We start from the raw sequence: 14616 nt of genomic DNA on the forward strand, positions 1-14616 counted from the left end.
TGAGGCTCAGGCTGGTTGCAACGGCACGTGGTGGGTCACCACGCGGTGGATCAGGCGGGCGGCGGTCCGGGACGTGCGACTGTCGGCGTCCAGGGACGGATTCAGTTCGGCTACGTCGAGGGCTATCAACTTCGCGGTCGTGGTCAGGCGGGCGCAGACGTGGTGGATCGTCTCCAGGGGGACTCCGTAGGCGGCGGGGGCGCTCACGGCGGGGGCCACCGATGCGGGGAGGACGTCCAGATCGATCGTCAGGTAGATCAGGTCTACCGCCTCTATGAAGGCATCCAGGAAGTTGTCGACGGCGGCCAGATTCGTTGGGGTGCAGGCCTCGTCGAGGAGGTAGTGGACATCGTGGGTGGTGGCGGTGTCGAAGAGGGCCACCGTGTTGCTGGGCCGGCTGATGCCCAGGACGTCGTAGCGGAGCGGGGTGCCGGCGGACTCTTCGGCCTTCAGGGCCTGGAGGAACGGGGTGCCGGAGCTGGGTTGTGGGGCGGCGCGGAGGTCGAAATGGGCGTCCAGGTTCAGGATTCCGAGGCGGGGGTGGGTGTGGCGGGGGCGGGAGGCGGCCACGCCGAGATAGGTGCCGTAGGCGACCTCGTGGCCGCCACCCAGGATTACGGGTAGGCGGCCGGAGTCGATGGCTGTGGTTACCGCTCGGGCCAGGCGCGACTGGCCCGCTTCCAGGTCGCCGTCGGTGACGGCCACGGTTCCGGCGTCCTCGATCGACAGGGGGGCGGGCAGGGCCAGGGAGGCGAGGGCGGAGCGTAGGGCGTCGGGGCCCGCGGCTGCGCCTACGCGGCCACCGTTGCGACGCACGCCCTCGTCGCTGGCGAAACCGATGAGTACGCAGCCGGTTTCGGGGGCCGTCGCGTCGTAGGGGCGGACCGCGCCGTGCCAGCGCAGGTGTTCGGGGCCGTCGCCGTCGACACGGCCGGTCCAGGGGGCGGGGGGAACATCGGTCACCATTACCGCTTTCGCGTCGTCCCCGTGATCCGTCGCCGTCATCGGTGTCCTCCCGAGGTGATGAGTGTGCCGTCCTTGAAGACCTCGCGCACGAGCGCGACGCCGGGGCGATAAGCCAGATGCAGGTAGGACGGTGCGTCCAGGGCGATGGCGTCGGCGCGCGCACCGACCGACAGCGTCCCAATATCGTCGCGCCGCAACGCTTTCGCACCGCCGGCCGTGGCGGACCACACCGCTTCCTCCGGCGTCATGTGCATCTCCCGCACCGCCAGGGAGATGCAGAACGGCAGGCTGGTGGTGTAGCAGGTGCCGGGATTGCAGTCCGCACCCAGGGCCACGGTCACGCCCGCGTCCAGCAGGGCCCGTGCGCCGGGATAGGAATTGCGCGTGCAGAAATCCGCGCCCGGCAGCAGCGTCGCCACCGTGGAACCGCCCGCGAGAGCGTCGATGTCGGCGGCGGACACGTAGGTCACGTGGTCGACCGAGGCCGCGCCCATCTCCACTGCCAGCCGCACACCCGGCCCCTGACCGAGCTGATTGCCGTGCACCCGCGGCACCAGCCCGTGCGCCACACCGGCTTTCAGCACCGCGCGGGACTGCTCCTCGTCGAACGCACCGCGCTCGCAGAACACGTCGATCCACTTCGCGTACGGGGCACAGGCTTCGACCATCTCCGCGCACACCATGGCGACGTAGTCGTCGGCCCGCCCGGCGTACTCCGGCGGCGGTACGTGGGCGGCGAGCAGGGTCACCTCGTCGGTGCACCGGCTCGCGATCCGGACCCCGCGCAGCTCGTCGCGGGTGCTCTGCCCGTACCCGGTCTTGATCTCCACCGTGGTGCTGCCCGAGCGCAGCGACTCGTTCAGCAGTCGGCGCGTATTCGCCTCCAGCGCCGCGTCATCGGCGGCCCGGGTGGCCGCGATCGTGGTGCGGATACCGCCCGCGGTGTACGGCGTCCCGGTCATGCGGGCCGAGAATTCCTCGGCCCGGTCCCCCGCGAACACCAGGTGTGAATGGCTCTCCACGAAGCCGGGCAGCAGCGCCCGCCCGCCCAGGTCCAGACCGTGATCGGCGGCGGGGGTGCGGGCGCTGTCCCCGACCCAGCTCACCACCCTGTCGGCGAAGACCACGGCGGCCCCGTGCCGCACCCCCAGCGGCCCGGACCCGAGCACCGGATCGTTGGTGACCAGGGTGCCGATATTGCTGACGACGAACGCGCCCACGATCGAATTCCTCTCAGACCTCGGCCATTTCGGTGTCCGGCGGATAGATCATCCGATCCGGCGGGTTGGCGGTGCGCTTGGCGAGCGGGTAGTACAGGCCCGCGGTGACCACGAGGCCGACGATCCAGGAGATGTCCGCGCCGCCGAGCCACCCGGTGACCGGACCGGTATAGAGCTTGGTCGCCAGGAACGGAATCTGGATGACGACACCGAGGATGTAGCAGCTCAGTGCGGTCACATTCCAGGCCCCGTAGCGCCCGGCGGCGTCGTAGAGCGCGGGAATGTCGATGCGCTCCTTGGAGATCAGGTAGTAGTCGATCAGGTTGATCGCGCTCCACGGCGTGAACACCATGAGCAGCGCCAGCACGAAATTCTTGAAGTTGGCCAGGAAGTCGGCGCTGGCCGCGATGGCGATGAGCGTCGCGGTGGTGGTGAAAGCCAGGATGTACAGCGTGCGCGCGGTGGTCGAGATGCGCGAACGGGCTTCGAACGCGGTGACCGTGGTGAGCACCCCCGGCCACGGCCGCGATGAGCGCGCCGAACGTCATCGACCACTGCGACCCAAGCACCGTGCCCGCGAAGGTGGACCAGAAGGTGGCGCGGTCGCTGGTGGAGCGCGGCAGGTACCGGGAGTAGTCCGCGACGTACGGGCCGAAGGTCATCTGCCAGCTCGCGCCCAGCGCGATGGCGAAAAGGAACGTGGGGACGGTGAAGTCGGTGACGCCCACGTGGGCGAACACGTCGTAGTCGGCGAAGAGCCGCACGGCCAGGTACGTGAAGCCGATGATGCCGACGACCGTCGCGATCCGCCCGACGATGTGGATGAGCTTGTACCCGGTCACCGCGATGAACGCGGTCAGCAACCCGAAGATCACCATGCCGAGTTCGCGGCTCTCGATGTGCAGGATCTTCGAGATCGCCTGCCCGGCAAGTACGGTGCCGGTGGCCGCGAAGCCCAGGTACATCAGGATCGCCAGCAGCAGCGGCACCACCGCGCCGCGCACCCCGAATTGCGCGCGACTGGAAATCATCTGCGGCAGGCCGAGTTTGGGCCCCTGCGCCGAGTGCAGCGCCATGACCGCGCCGCCGGCGATGTTGCCGATCAGCAGGCCGAGGATCGCCCACAGCGCGTCGGCGCCGAACAGCACCGCCAGCGCGCCGTCCACGATGGCGGTGATCTGCATGTTCGCGCCGAACCACAAGGTGAACTGACTGCGCGGGCTGCCGTGCCGTTCAGCGTCGGGAATGACGTCGATGGTGTGGCGTTCGGGGGTGAGTACGACTTCGGCGGGACCGTCGTGCGTCATGGTCTCGGCCTTCCTGCTCTGCGACCGCGGTGGATCAGTGCTGCTCGGACATGGGGATGCGGACGCCGCGGGCGCGGGCCGTGTCGATGGCGTGTTCGTACCCGGCGTCGGCGTGCCGGATGACGCCCGTGCCGGGATCGTTGGTGAGCACGGCCTCGATCTTGCGGGCGGCGAGTTCGGTGCCGTCGGCGATGACGACCTGCCCGGCGTGGATGGACCGGCCCATCCCGACCCCGCCGCCGTGGTGCAGCGACACCCAGGACGCGCCGGAGGCGGTATTGAGCAGCGCGTTCAGCAGCGGCCAGTCGGCGATGGCGTCCGAACCGTCGCGCATGGACTCGGTTTCGCGGTAGGGCGAGGCCACCGACCCCGAGTCCAGGTGATCGCGGCCGATGGCGACCGGCGCGGAAAGCTCACCGCTGGAGACCATCTCGTTGAATTTGAGCCCGGCCAGATGCCGTTCGCCGTAGCCGAGCCAGCAGATGCGCGCAGGCAGGCCCTCGAAGGCGACCTTCTCCCCCGCCATGGTGATCCAGCGGCGCAGGTGCGCGTTGTCCGGAAACAGTTCGAGGATGGCGCGATCGGTGGCGGCGATATCGGCCGGATCGCCCGAGAGCGCCGCCCAGCGGAACGGGCCCAGCCCCTCCTCGAAGAGCGGCCGGATGTAGGCGGGCACGAAGCCGGGGAAATCGAAGGCGCGGTCGTAACCGCCCTTGCGGGCCTCGTCACGAATGGAGTTGCCGTAGTCGAAGACCTCGACGCCGCGATCGAGGAAGCCGACCATCGCGCGCACGTGCGCGGCCATGGACAGCTGCGCCTGCTCGGTGAACCACACCGGGTCCTTCTCGGCGACGGTCTTCATGTCGGCGAAGTCGACGCCGATGGGCAGGTACGCGAGCGGGTCGTGCGCGGAGGTCTGGTCGGTGACGATGTCCAGGGGCGCTTCCCGGGCGAGCAGGGCCGGAAAGACCTCCGCCGCATTGCCTTCCACGCCGATGGACAGCGGGCGGCGGGCATCGCGGGCGGCAATCGCCAGTTCCAGCGCGTGGTCCAGGTCGTCGGCCTTGACGTCCAGGTAGCGGTGCGCGATCCGGCGGTCGATGCGGGAAACGTCGCAGTCGACGCAGATGGCCACGCCCTCGTTCATGGTGACCGCCAGCGGCTGCGCGCCGCCCATGCCGCCGAGACCCGCGGTGAGGGTGATGGTTCCGGCGAGCGAGCCGCCGAATCGCTTGCGCGCGATGGCCCCGAAGGTCTCGTAGGTGCCCTGCAGGATGCCCTGGGTGCCGATGTAGATCCAGGAGCCGGCGGTCATCTGCCCGTACATGGTGAGCCCGAGTTCCTCGAGCCTGCGGAACTCCTCCCAGTTCGCCCAGTCCCCCACCAGGTTCGAATTGGCGATGAGTACGCGCGGGGCCCACTCGCTGGTGCGGAACACCCCGACCGGTTTGCCGGACTGCACCAGCATTGTCTCGTCGCTCTTCAGCGTCTTCAGGGTGGCGACCATGGCGTCGAAGGCGGCCCAGCTGCGGGCGGCGCGGCCGGTGCCGCCGTAGACGACCAGGCTGTCCGGATGTTCGGCGACCTCGGGATCGAGATTGTTCATGAGCATGCGCAGCGCGCCCTCCTGCTGCCAGCCCAGGGTGGTCAGCTCGGGGCCGCGGGGTGCGCGCACGGGACGGGCCTCGTGCCCGGGGGAAGTGATGTCCATGGTTGTCCTCGGTCTCGTCGGGCGCACAGCCGAACCGTGTGACCCCGTTCTCCGGCGGCCCGTCGATGTGTGCTGGATCGCATTCCGCACCAGTTGTATAGTCCTGTCTATACAACTGTCAAGGCGGCGCGATAGCGGCCGGTAGGCTGCATGATCGACACGGCCGGGTGCGCGGCGTCGTGGTCGGAGCGCTGGTATCGGGTAGGGAGCAGTACAGGGGCATGGCGACGGTCGCGAGTTCGAACGGCACGGGTGACACCTCGCTCACCGACCTGTACGCGGCGGCGGGCGGGGAGTCGGCGCCCGCGTACGAGCGGATCAAACTGCTGGTGGCGGCGCAGATTCGGGCGGGGCGCTGGCGCGAGGGCGATCAGCTGCCGTCCGAGCACCAGTTCGTGGCCGCGCTCGGGCTCTCGCGCATGACCATCAACCGGGCGCTGCGCGAACTCACCGCCGAGGGGTTGATCGTGCGCATGATGGGCGTCGGCACGTTCGTGGCCGAAACCAAGAAGCCCTCACCGCTGTTCGAGGTGCGCAACATCGCCGACGAGATCGCCCGGCGCGGGCATCGGCACCGCACCGAGGTGGTGCTGGTGCGCGCGGAGCAGCTCGACGCCGGGCAGCCGTTCCTGCGGGAGTCCATCGGGCCCAGGGCTTTTCATTCGATCCTGGTGCACTTCGAGGACGACGTCCCGATCCAGGTGGAGGACCGGTACGTGAATCCGGTGCAGGCGCCGGACTACCTGGCCCAGGATTTCACCGCCACCACCCCGAACGACTATCTCAGCAGGGTGGCCCCGCTGGTGCGCGGCGAGCACGTGGTGGAGGCCGTGCTGGCCGGCGCCGAGGAGACCCGCCTGCTCGCGATCGACGCCGCCGAACCGTGCCTGCTGATCCGGCGGCGCACCTGGTCCGAGACCGGGCTGGTCAGTGTCGCGCGGCTGGTGCATCCGGGCTCGCGCAACCGCCTCGAGGGCGTGTTCGAACGCTAGTGGGGAGAGCCGGCTTTCGCGGGGGCTCGGTCGAAACGCAGGGCCGGATCGGTGACGCGACCGTAGCGGAGTTTCGGAACATCGCGCAGGTAGTTCATGGTGAGCTTCCAGGGTGCGCGGTCGCCCTGTTTGGGCAGGCGGTCCAGGGCGCGCAGGACGTAGCCGGGTTCGAAGTCCATGAACGGCGCGGTGCCGACGCTGGGATCGCGGACCGGGGTGGCCGTGGCGTAGCCGTTGGCGTCCATGTGGCGCAGCAGGCGAACCACGTGCTCGCACACCAGATCCGCCTTGAGGGTCCAGGAGGCGTTGGTGTACCCGATGATGAAGGCGAAGTTGGGGACATCGGACAGCATCATGGCCTTGTAGGCCATGGCTTCTGGCAGGTCGACGGTGCGGCCGTCCACGACCAGGTCGACGCCGCCGAACACCACCAGGTTCAACCCCGTCGCGGTGATGATGACGTCGGCGTCGAGCCGGTTGCCCGAGGCCAGGTCCAGACCGGTTTCGGTGAACGTGTCGATGCGGTCGGTGACCATGTCCAGCTTGCCGTGGCGGATCGCGCGGAAGAGATCGCCGTTGGGTACCAGGCACAGTCGCTGATCCCACGGGTCGTACGCGGGATTGAAGTGGGTGTCGATGTCGTAGCCCGCGGGCAGCCAGCGCTCCTGCAGACCGTGGATCCAGGCCCGCATCCGCTTCGGATAGCGCTGGGACACCTGGTACATGATCGTGGAGAAGACCACGTTCTTGGCGCGCGCCAGGGTGTAGGCGGCCCGGGCGGGCAGCACCCGCCGCACCCGATCGGCGAAGGCGTCGCGGGCGGGCATGGAAATGATGTACGAGGGTGAGCGCTGCAGCAGGCTCACGTGCGCGCCGCGGGCGGTCAGGGCCGGGCCGAGGGTGACCGCGGTCGCGCCCGAGCCGATGATGACGACCCGCTTGCCCTCCACCTCCAGGTCCTCGGGCCAGTGCTGGGGGTGCACGATCGGACCCGGAAAGCGTTCCGTACCGGGGAATTCGGGGGTGTATCCCCGGTCGTAGCGGTAGTAGCCCGAACAGCTGAACAGGAATCCGGCGGTGATGGTCACCGGGGTGCCGTCGTGGTCGGCCGTCACGGTCCAGCGATTGTGCGCACTCGACCATTCCGCGCGCACGACGCGGTGCCGGTAGCGAATGTGCGCGTCGATCCCGGCCTCGGACGCGGTGTCGCGCACGTAGTTCAGGATCGAGCCGCCATCGGCGATGGCCTTGTCGCCCAGCCAGGGCCGGAACCGGTAGCCGAGGGTGAACATGTCCGAATCCGAGCGAATCCCGGGGTAGCGGAACAGATCCCAGGTGCCGCCGAGCGCGTCGCGCATCTCCAGGATGGCGTAGGTGCGGCCGGGGAAGGCTTCCTGCAGGTGGTGCGCCGCCCCCACCCCGGACAATCCCGCCCCGACAATGAGCACATCGACGTGCTCGGGTGTAGCGCTCATCGGTACAACCCTTCGATTCGCATGAATCCGGCGCTCGTCGTCAACCGAACCCGGCCGGGGACACCGGCGTATCCGTTTTCAGTATCCACCCGTCCGCTCCGCGGCCTGTTCACCTGCGGGAGAAGAACTCCCCGATGACGCCGGCCACCCGTTCGGGATCGCCCTTGTCGATTCCGAAATGGTCTACGCCCGGAATGGTGTGGCGTTCGCAGTGCGGGATCGTGGACGCGAGGAGTTCGTGGTTGGGTTCGATGAACGCGTGGCGATCCTTGTCGCCGTCCAGCAGCAGGGTTTCCGCGGTGATCTCGGCGTAGTTGGCATAGGTGTCGTTCAGGCGCACGATTTCCCGGTGTTCGCGCAGGCACTCGGCGAGTTGGCCGAATATCGCATCCTTTTCGGGGCCCTTCATGGCCATGGGCATCATGCGGCGCTGCGCCCAGCGCGGCATCTTGCGCACGATGTCCGGACCCAGGGCGCGGACGAATTCGACGAACGCGTCGACGGGTTTGTCCTCGGCGAGGTATTTCTCGAACGCGGGCATCCAGTCCGCGGGCAGCGAACCGGCGATGGAGACACCGGGTTCGTAGAGGGCCAGACGCTCGACGCCGGAATTGCCGCGCGCGGATTCCAGGGCGACGAGACCGCCGTAACTGTGCCCGACCACGAGCGCCGCACCCGTTTTCGCCTGCAGCGCGGCGATATCCGCGACGTCGTCGGCGATCGTGTAATCCGGACTTTGCGGACCGCTCCCCCCGCGCCCGCGGCGCTGGATGGTGTGCACGGTGAATCCGGTGCTCAATGCGCCGGAGAAACGGGCGAATCCGACAGCCAGGGTTAGTGCGCCCGGAACCACGATCACCGCGGGACCGTCACCGACGGTCAGATATTCGACTCGGGTGCCGTCCGCGGAAATGACGGTGTCGGCGACCTGATCGATTTCCGGTTCGGTGTCACCCATCTGCAAACCTTCCGGCGAGTGGCGCGCGGGCCTCGAATTCCACGCGCGACAACGGCAATTCGGAGCACCACGCTACGCCTGCGATCGAGGCCGGGAAAGAACTCGCCGACCTCGCACCCCCGCACCGGTGTGTCCGCGGAATGTCAGGCCCGCAGACCGCTGGCGCGCAGCACTCGCCGGCCGATTGCCGCGCGGATCGATTCCTCGGTGCCCAGCACCCGCACGTGCCGCCGGGCCCGGGTGATGGCCGTGTACAGCAACTCTCGGGTGAGCAGCGTGGATTCCGGGCCGGGCAGCACCACCGAGACGTTGTCGTACTGGCTGCCCTGGCTGCGGTGAATCGTCATGGCGTACACCGTCGTGACGCCCGGGAACTGGGTGGGATGCACCAGATACGGCTCGGTGCCGCGCTGCAGCGCCGCGCGCAGCGTGCCGTCGGGCGCGCGCACGATGACGCCGGTGTCGCCGTTGTAGATGCGCGCCTCGTGATCGTTGGCGGTGACCAGCAGCGGCTGACCCGGATACCAGTGCCCCGGACCGGGATCGGTACTGATGCCCGCCGCCGCGGCCCAGCTCGCGGCCAGCCGGTCCCAGCGTTCGACGCCGAAGGGGCCCTGGCGATGAGCGCAGAGCAGGCGATGCGATTCCAGGGCGGTGAGCGCCGCGGTGGCGTCGCCCGCGACGGCGGCGTCGGTGGCGGAGCGGGCCGCGCGCAGCACATCGGCGCGCACCTCCGCGATGTCCTCGGGGGTGTGCAGCGAGAGTTCGGCGCCGCCCGCGACGAGCAGGTCCATGGCCGTGTCGGCGTCACCGGCGCGCACGGCCACGGCCAGTTCGGCGATCTTTCCGCCGAAGCGGCGGCCCCGGGTGAGACGGACGATCCCGCCGCGCAGGCGCTCGCGTTCGCGACCGGACAGGGCGTCCGGGTGCGCGGCGGTGGCGCGCAGATCGCCGCCGAGAATCTGTTCCAGGGCCGGATTGGCCTGTCCGGCAATCGGTCCGGCCACCAGGTCGGCGAGTACGGCGCCGGCGTCGACCGAGGCCAGCTGGTCCGGGTCGCCGACCAGCACCAGGCGCGCGTCGGGACGCACCGCCGGGAGCAGACGGCTCATCATGGTCAGCGACACCATGGAGGTCTCGTCCACCACGATGACGTCGTAGGGCAGGCGGTTGAACTCGTTGTGCTTGAAGCGGCCCGCGCCGCCGCGCTGCCAGCCCAGCAGCCGGTGCAGGGTGGCGGCGGTGAGTTCGGGCAGGCCGATGTCGCCGGCCTGCTCGCGCACCGATTCCTGCAGGCGCGCGGCGGCCTTGCCGGTGGGGGCGGCCAGGGCGATGCGCAGGGTGGGTGCGCCCGGAATCGCCGCCTGGTGCGCGACCAGCAGGGCGAGCACCCGGGCGATGGTGTGGGTCTTGCCGGTGCCGGGACCGCCCGCGACCACGGTGGTCCACTGGGTGGTCGCCAGCGCGGCGGCCAGGCGCTGGCGGTCCGGCGGCTCGCCCGGGCCGCCCTGGTCGGGGAACAGCCGATCCAGTTCGCGCCGAATCAGATCCGCGTCGACCATGGGCTGGGTGGTGGAGCGCTCGGTCAGCACCTGCCGAATCGTCTCCTCCTGCCGGTAGTACCGGTCCAGGTACAGCAGCGGGCCCGCCTCGGAACCGCCCGCCGGTTCGATCAGCCGCAGCGGGCGTAGCGGCCCGGCCGCGCTCCCGCACACCAGCGGGCTCACCCGCAGCGCCGCGATGACCTGCTCGACGTCCGGCCACGGCAGCGTGGCCGGGTCGATCGCCGACTCCTCGGCGCCCTCGGCGTCGACGCCGATCTCGTGCATGCGCCGCACCTCGAGGCACACCGAACCCGATCGCACCGCGCGCACCGCGAGCGCGGTCGCGAACACCACGGCCTCCGAGCTCTCGCGTGCGAGCCGCGTGAGCCGCAGCGCCACATGCACATCCGCGGCGTTGAGGACCCCGGCGGCGTTGAACACCTGCAGCAGTCCCGTACCCCGCTGCGCCAGCTGGATGGCGGTCACCGCGCCACCCCTTTCGAACGCGGCGACACCGGGCGGGCAATCGTGGTCGGGGGCATCAACGGGTCTCCGATCCGAGGACGTCGCCCGCCAGGAGGGCGGACAGGGCAACCACCAGGGCGGCGGGGGGCTTCCAGTCGAAAACCCCTGCGCCGTCGGGGGTGTGGGGGCCGATCATGCCGCGGACGAACAGGTACCGGATGCCACCCAGATGGGTGGCGGGGTCGTAGCCGGGCAGGCGCCAGCGCAGGTAGCGGTGCAGGGCAACCGAATACAGGATCGCCTGCAGGGGGTAGTGCGAGCGCATCATCTCCGCGGCCATGCGCTCGTGGGTGTAGTGCGCGACGGTCAGATCACCGGCGCCCAGGCGGTTGGTCTTGTAGTCGACCACCACGAAAGCCGGTCCGGGGATGCGCAGTACGGCGTCGATGCTGCCGGTCAGGTAGCCGCGCAGCGGAGCGTCGTCGAGGTGGGCGAGCTGATCGGCGTAGGGGGCGAACACGTCGTCCGCGGGCAGGTGGCGGCGCAGCAGATCCGCGATCGCGGGGACGGTGACCCGGCCCGCCACGGGCTGGTCGCCGCCGGCGAGGGGCAGCTCGAAATCCAGCTCGCTCAACCGGTCCCGGGCCGAGACGGTGGCCAGGGTGCCGAAGCCGATGGGGGTGTGCATGACCGCGAGCAGCGCCCGCGCGAGCACCTCGGGGTCGGCGTCGAACATCTGCTCGGCGACCGCGTGTTCGCAGCGCGCGCGCATCTCGGCGGCCAGATCGGGGGCGTCGGTGTCGACGTACTCCAGGATCTCGTGCACCAGGGTGCCGAATTCCGCGCCGTAGGGCAGCGTGTTCATGAGCGAGGGCGCGGCCGCGGTGAAGAGCTCGGCGTCGTCGAGCAGCACGTTCGGGGTCGCGGGCTCGTCGGCGACGCCGCCGCCGTCGGGGGTGTCCCCGGCGGGCAGGGCGTCGTGCGCCCCGGCGGTGAGCGCCGAGTAGGAGGTGCGCCGCCAATCCTGATCCAGGACGCGGTCGAAGCGCGCCGCCTCCAGGGGTTCGGGGGCGACGCCGGCGTCGGTGCGGCCCAGGCGTGCGCGCTGGAAGTCCAGCAGCGGTTCGATCGCCAGCACCCCGGGCGGCGCGGTCGCCGCCCACTCCCGGATGCGCTCGAGCACAACCGAATCCGCGGGCACGCCGACCTTGTCTGCCACCGCGGGACTGCCCGGCTCGCGGCCCAGGATCATACGGTGCAGCGGTGCGGTCTGGGTGTCGAACGCGGGCGCCCACCAGGCCACCACCTGCGCACCGGCGCGGGTCAGCGCCACGTACAGCAGGCGCAGTTCCTCGGCCGCCTCCTCGCTCTCCGCGCGCAGGCGGCGGGCGCCGTAGCCGGGGGCGTCGGGACCGCCGACGTCCAGAACTCGGCGGCCCTGTTCGTCGTGGAAGAGCATGGTCGGGGGGTTGCGAAGCTTGGCGGCGTCCCACGCGAAAGGCAGGTATACGACCGGGAATTCGAGGCCCTTGCTGGCGTGCACGGTCGCGATCTGCACGGCCGCGGCGTCCCGGTCCAGCCGGCGGCTGCGATCGGCCACACTGCCCGACTGCGGGTCGCGAACGCGGTCGGCGAGCCAGCGGGTGAGCGCGCTCAGGCCCAAGCCCTCGCGCAGGGCGGCCTCGTCGAGCAACTGCGCGATCTGGCGCAGGTCGGTCAGCCGGCGTTCGCCGCCCTCGAGGGCCAGCAGGCGGGGCGTGAGCCGGGTCTGCGCGCTCATCTTCTCGAAGACCGCGGCGAAACCGGTGCGGCCGAACAGCCGGGCCGCGTCGCGCAGTTCCGCGCCCAGCCGGCCCACGAGATCCGCACCGCCGGAATCGATCTCCTGCGCGCTCACCCCGAGCAGCGCGGTGCCCGCCGCGAGGCGCACGCGATCGGCGCGGTGCGGCTGTTCCAGGGCGTGCAGCAGCCACAGCCATTCGGTGGCGGCGGGTGTGCCGAACACGCTCGCGCCACCGGCGAGTACGGCGGCCACACCGGCGAGTTCGAGTTCCTTGCGCACCAGGTCGAGTTGGTTGCGATTGCGAACCAGCACCGCGATATCGCCCGGCCCGAGCGGCCTTTCGCACGGGGTTCCGGCATCGATCAGGGTGCCCGACTCCAGCAGGCGCACGATGTCGGCGGCCACGTCGACGGCCACGCGCTCGCGCTGGCGTCCGACCGTGGGATAGCCGGAGCGGTTCAGCGGGCCCGCGCCGGTGCGCGGCAGGCAGCGCAGCCGGAACGGGGTCACCGAGGCCGGATCGCCGGACAGGCGGCTGAAGTCCCGGGTCGCCGCCACCCGGTGGACGGTGATCTCCTTGTGTCCCAAGGCCGCTCCGCCGTGCAGGTGCTCGAGAGCGGCCAGCAGACCGGCGTCGCTGCGCCAGTTGGTGGTGAGCTCGCGCTTGGCGTCGGCGTGCACGACCGCGTCCAGGTAGCTGAGCACCTCCGCGCCGCGGAAGGCGTAGATGGCCTGTTTCGGGTCGCCGACGAGCACGAGGGTGGTGTGCCCGTGGAAGGCGCGCCGCAGGATGTCCCACTGCAGCGGGTCGGTGTCCTGGAACTCGTCGACCAGGGCGACCTGGAAGCGATCCCGGATCCGGCGGCAGGCGCGGTCGCCGTGCTCGGGATCGGCGAGCACGTCGTGCAGCAGGGTGAGCAGATCGTCGAAATCGCGCAGGCCGGAAAGCCGTTTGCGCCGTGCGGTTTCCGCGCGGGCGGCCGCGGCGAACGCGACCCGCTCCCCCGCCGGGTCGTCCTCGCCCTCGGCGTCGGGCACGAGCACCGCTGCCCGGTCCCCGACCGCGGCCGAGGCGAGGCGCTGGGCGTCGGGCGGGCCGAACGGGGCGTCCCCGCGCGCGTACCGGCTCAGGTACAGGTCGTCCGCGACGGTGGAGACCACGTCCTCGACGCTCTCCACCAGCCGCACACCGGGATCGAGTTCACCCGCGAATCCGAGCTCGTCCAGCATGCGCTGGCAGAAGCTGTGCGTGGTGGCGATGGTCCCGGCGTCGAAGTCCGAGAGCGCGGCCAGCAGTCGTTCCCGCCGCGCGGCCACCTCGGTCGGATTCGCCTGTGCCAGATGCCGGATCAGCTCGTCGCCCCGCGCCTGCGCCCGCTCCGGGTCGGCGAGCGCCGCTGCCACCGCCACGAACCGGTCCCGCGTGCGCTCGCGCAGTTCCTGGGTAGCCGCCCGGCTGAAGGTCACCAGCAGCAGTCGCGAGATGTCGACCCCCGCCTCGGCCACGAACCGCACCGCCAGCCCGACGATGGCGTAGGTCTTGCCCGTGCCCGCACTGGCCTCGAGCACGGTCGTCCCGACCGGCAGCGCCCCCGTCAACGAGAACCCGTCCCCCGAGTCCCCGTCCCCCGCACCCGGGTTCACCCCGCCACCCGACCTCTCCTCGACCCCCCACAGCCCTTCCCCCTGCCCGTGCCCCACATCAGCCGCTACCGAATCCATCTCCCCCGCAGCGTATTCCGCCGACGTTTCGCCGTCCTCGACACCCTCCCCACCGAGCACCTCGCCACCGAACAGGTCGGGTTCGGCCGGTTCGTCGGTGAGCCCGGCAGGACCCGGCGCGCCCGGCTCCTCGGCCGGCCGATCAGCGGCGGCATCGTCCGATTCGGCCGCAGGAACGGAAGCGGCGGCGGGAGCAACCGCCGAGTCGGCTCGGTCGTCCTGGACGCCGAAAAGGGCTGGACCGTCCTGGTTTTCCGGCCGCGGGTGTGCCGAGGCGGCGGGTTCGGTGGCGTGGGGGGCGCCCGAGTCCGTGCGCTCGTCCTGGACGCTGAAGAGGTCCGGGGCGTCCGGGGGCTCCGGGGCGGAGGCGGGCTGGGGCGGGGCGGGGTGGTCGCGGCGGGCGCGGGGGGCCGGGGGGATGGCGGGGGCGTCGGCGAGCGAGAAGAGGTCGTCGGTCATCCGCGCCTTTCGGT

General features: G+C 70.7%; 8 protein-coding genes and 1 pseudogene. 1 reads left to right on the forward strand and 8 read right to left on the reverse strand.

The features are described from left to right. Window positions 1-6: 6 nt before the first annotated feature. From hutG to hutU, 4 genes and pseudogenes are all read right to left on the reverse strand, one after another. Window positions 7-966, reverse strand: coding sequence for a formimidoylglutamase (hutG, locus tag ACWDOP_RS12120; protein ID WP_456345166.1), 960 nt, complete (start codon window positions 964-966; stop codon window positions 7-9). A 35-nt stretch (window positions 967-1001) separates the two neighbouring features. After that, entirely contained in the window at window positions 1002-2186 is a 1185-nt protein-coding gene (gene hutI / locus ACWDOP_RS12125; RefSeq protein WP_456345081.1) for an imidazolonepropionase, read from the reverse strand. Between the two features lie 13 nt (window positions 2187-2199). After that, a pseudogene (locus ACWDOP_RS12130) lies at window positions 2200-3493 on the reverse strand (purine-cytosine permease family protein). Window positions 3494-3527: 34 nt separating this feature from the next. Then, window positions 3528-5204: a urocanate hydratase gene (gene hutU, locus ACWDOP_RS12135; RefSeq protein ID WP_456345082.1), complete on the reverse strand. Its 1677-nt coding sequence runs from the start codon at window positions 5202-5204 to the stop codon at window positions 3528-3530. Window positions 5205-5425: 221 nt separating this feature from the next. On the opposite strand from hutU, the gene hutC reads away from it, so the two are divergent. Further along, window positions 5426-6196 (forward strand): histidine utilization repressor, encoded by a 771-nt coding sequence (gene hutC, locus ACWDOP_RS12140; RefSeq protein WP_456345083.1) that lies wholly within the window; start codon window positions 5426-5428, stop codon window positions 6194-6196. On the opposite strand, the gene ACWDOP_RS12145 is transcribed toward hutC, so the two are convergent. The 4 genes from ACWDOP_RS12145 to ACWDOP_RS12160 all read right to left on the reverse strand — a co-directional run bounded on the left by ACWDOP_RS12145 (window position 6193) and on the right by ACWDOP_RS12160 (window position 14602). After that, on the reverse strand, window positions 6193-7671 hold the full coding sequence (locus ACWDOP_RS12145) for a flavin-containing monooxygenase (protein WP_456345084.1): 1479 nt from the start codon (window positions 7669-7671) through the stop codon (window positions 6193-6195). The two genes, hutC and ACWDOP_RS12145, sit on opposite strands and share 4 nt — an antisense overlap. Window positions 7672-7780: 109 nt before the next feature. Continuing rightward, entirely contained in the window at window positions 7781-8629 is an 849-nt protein-coding gene (locus tag ACWDOP_RS12150; protein WP_456345085.1) for an alpha/beta fold hydrolase, read from the reverse strand. A 143-nt stretch (window positions 8630-8772) separates the two neighbouring features. Next, window positions 8773-10659, reverse strand: a complete 1887-nt coding sequence (gene recD / locus ACWDOP_RS12155; protein WP_456345086.1) for an exodeoxyribonuclease V subunit alpha — start codon at window positions 10657-10659, stop codon at window positions 8773-8775. Window positions 10660-10714: 55 nt separating this feature from the next. Next, the gene (locus tag ACWDOP_RS12160) at window positions 10715-14602 is read right to left on the reverse strand and encodes a UvrD-helicase domain-containing protein (RefSeq protein ID WP_456345087.1); all 3888 of its coding nucleotides are present in this window, start codon (window positions 14600-14602) and stop codon (window positions 10715-10717) included. Window positions 14603-14616: the final 14 nt, after the last annotated feature.

The sequence above is a fragment of the Nocardia sp. NPDC003693 genome, assembly GCF_053981095.1.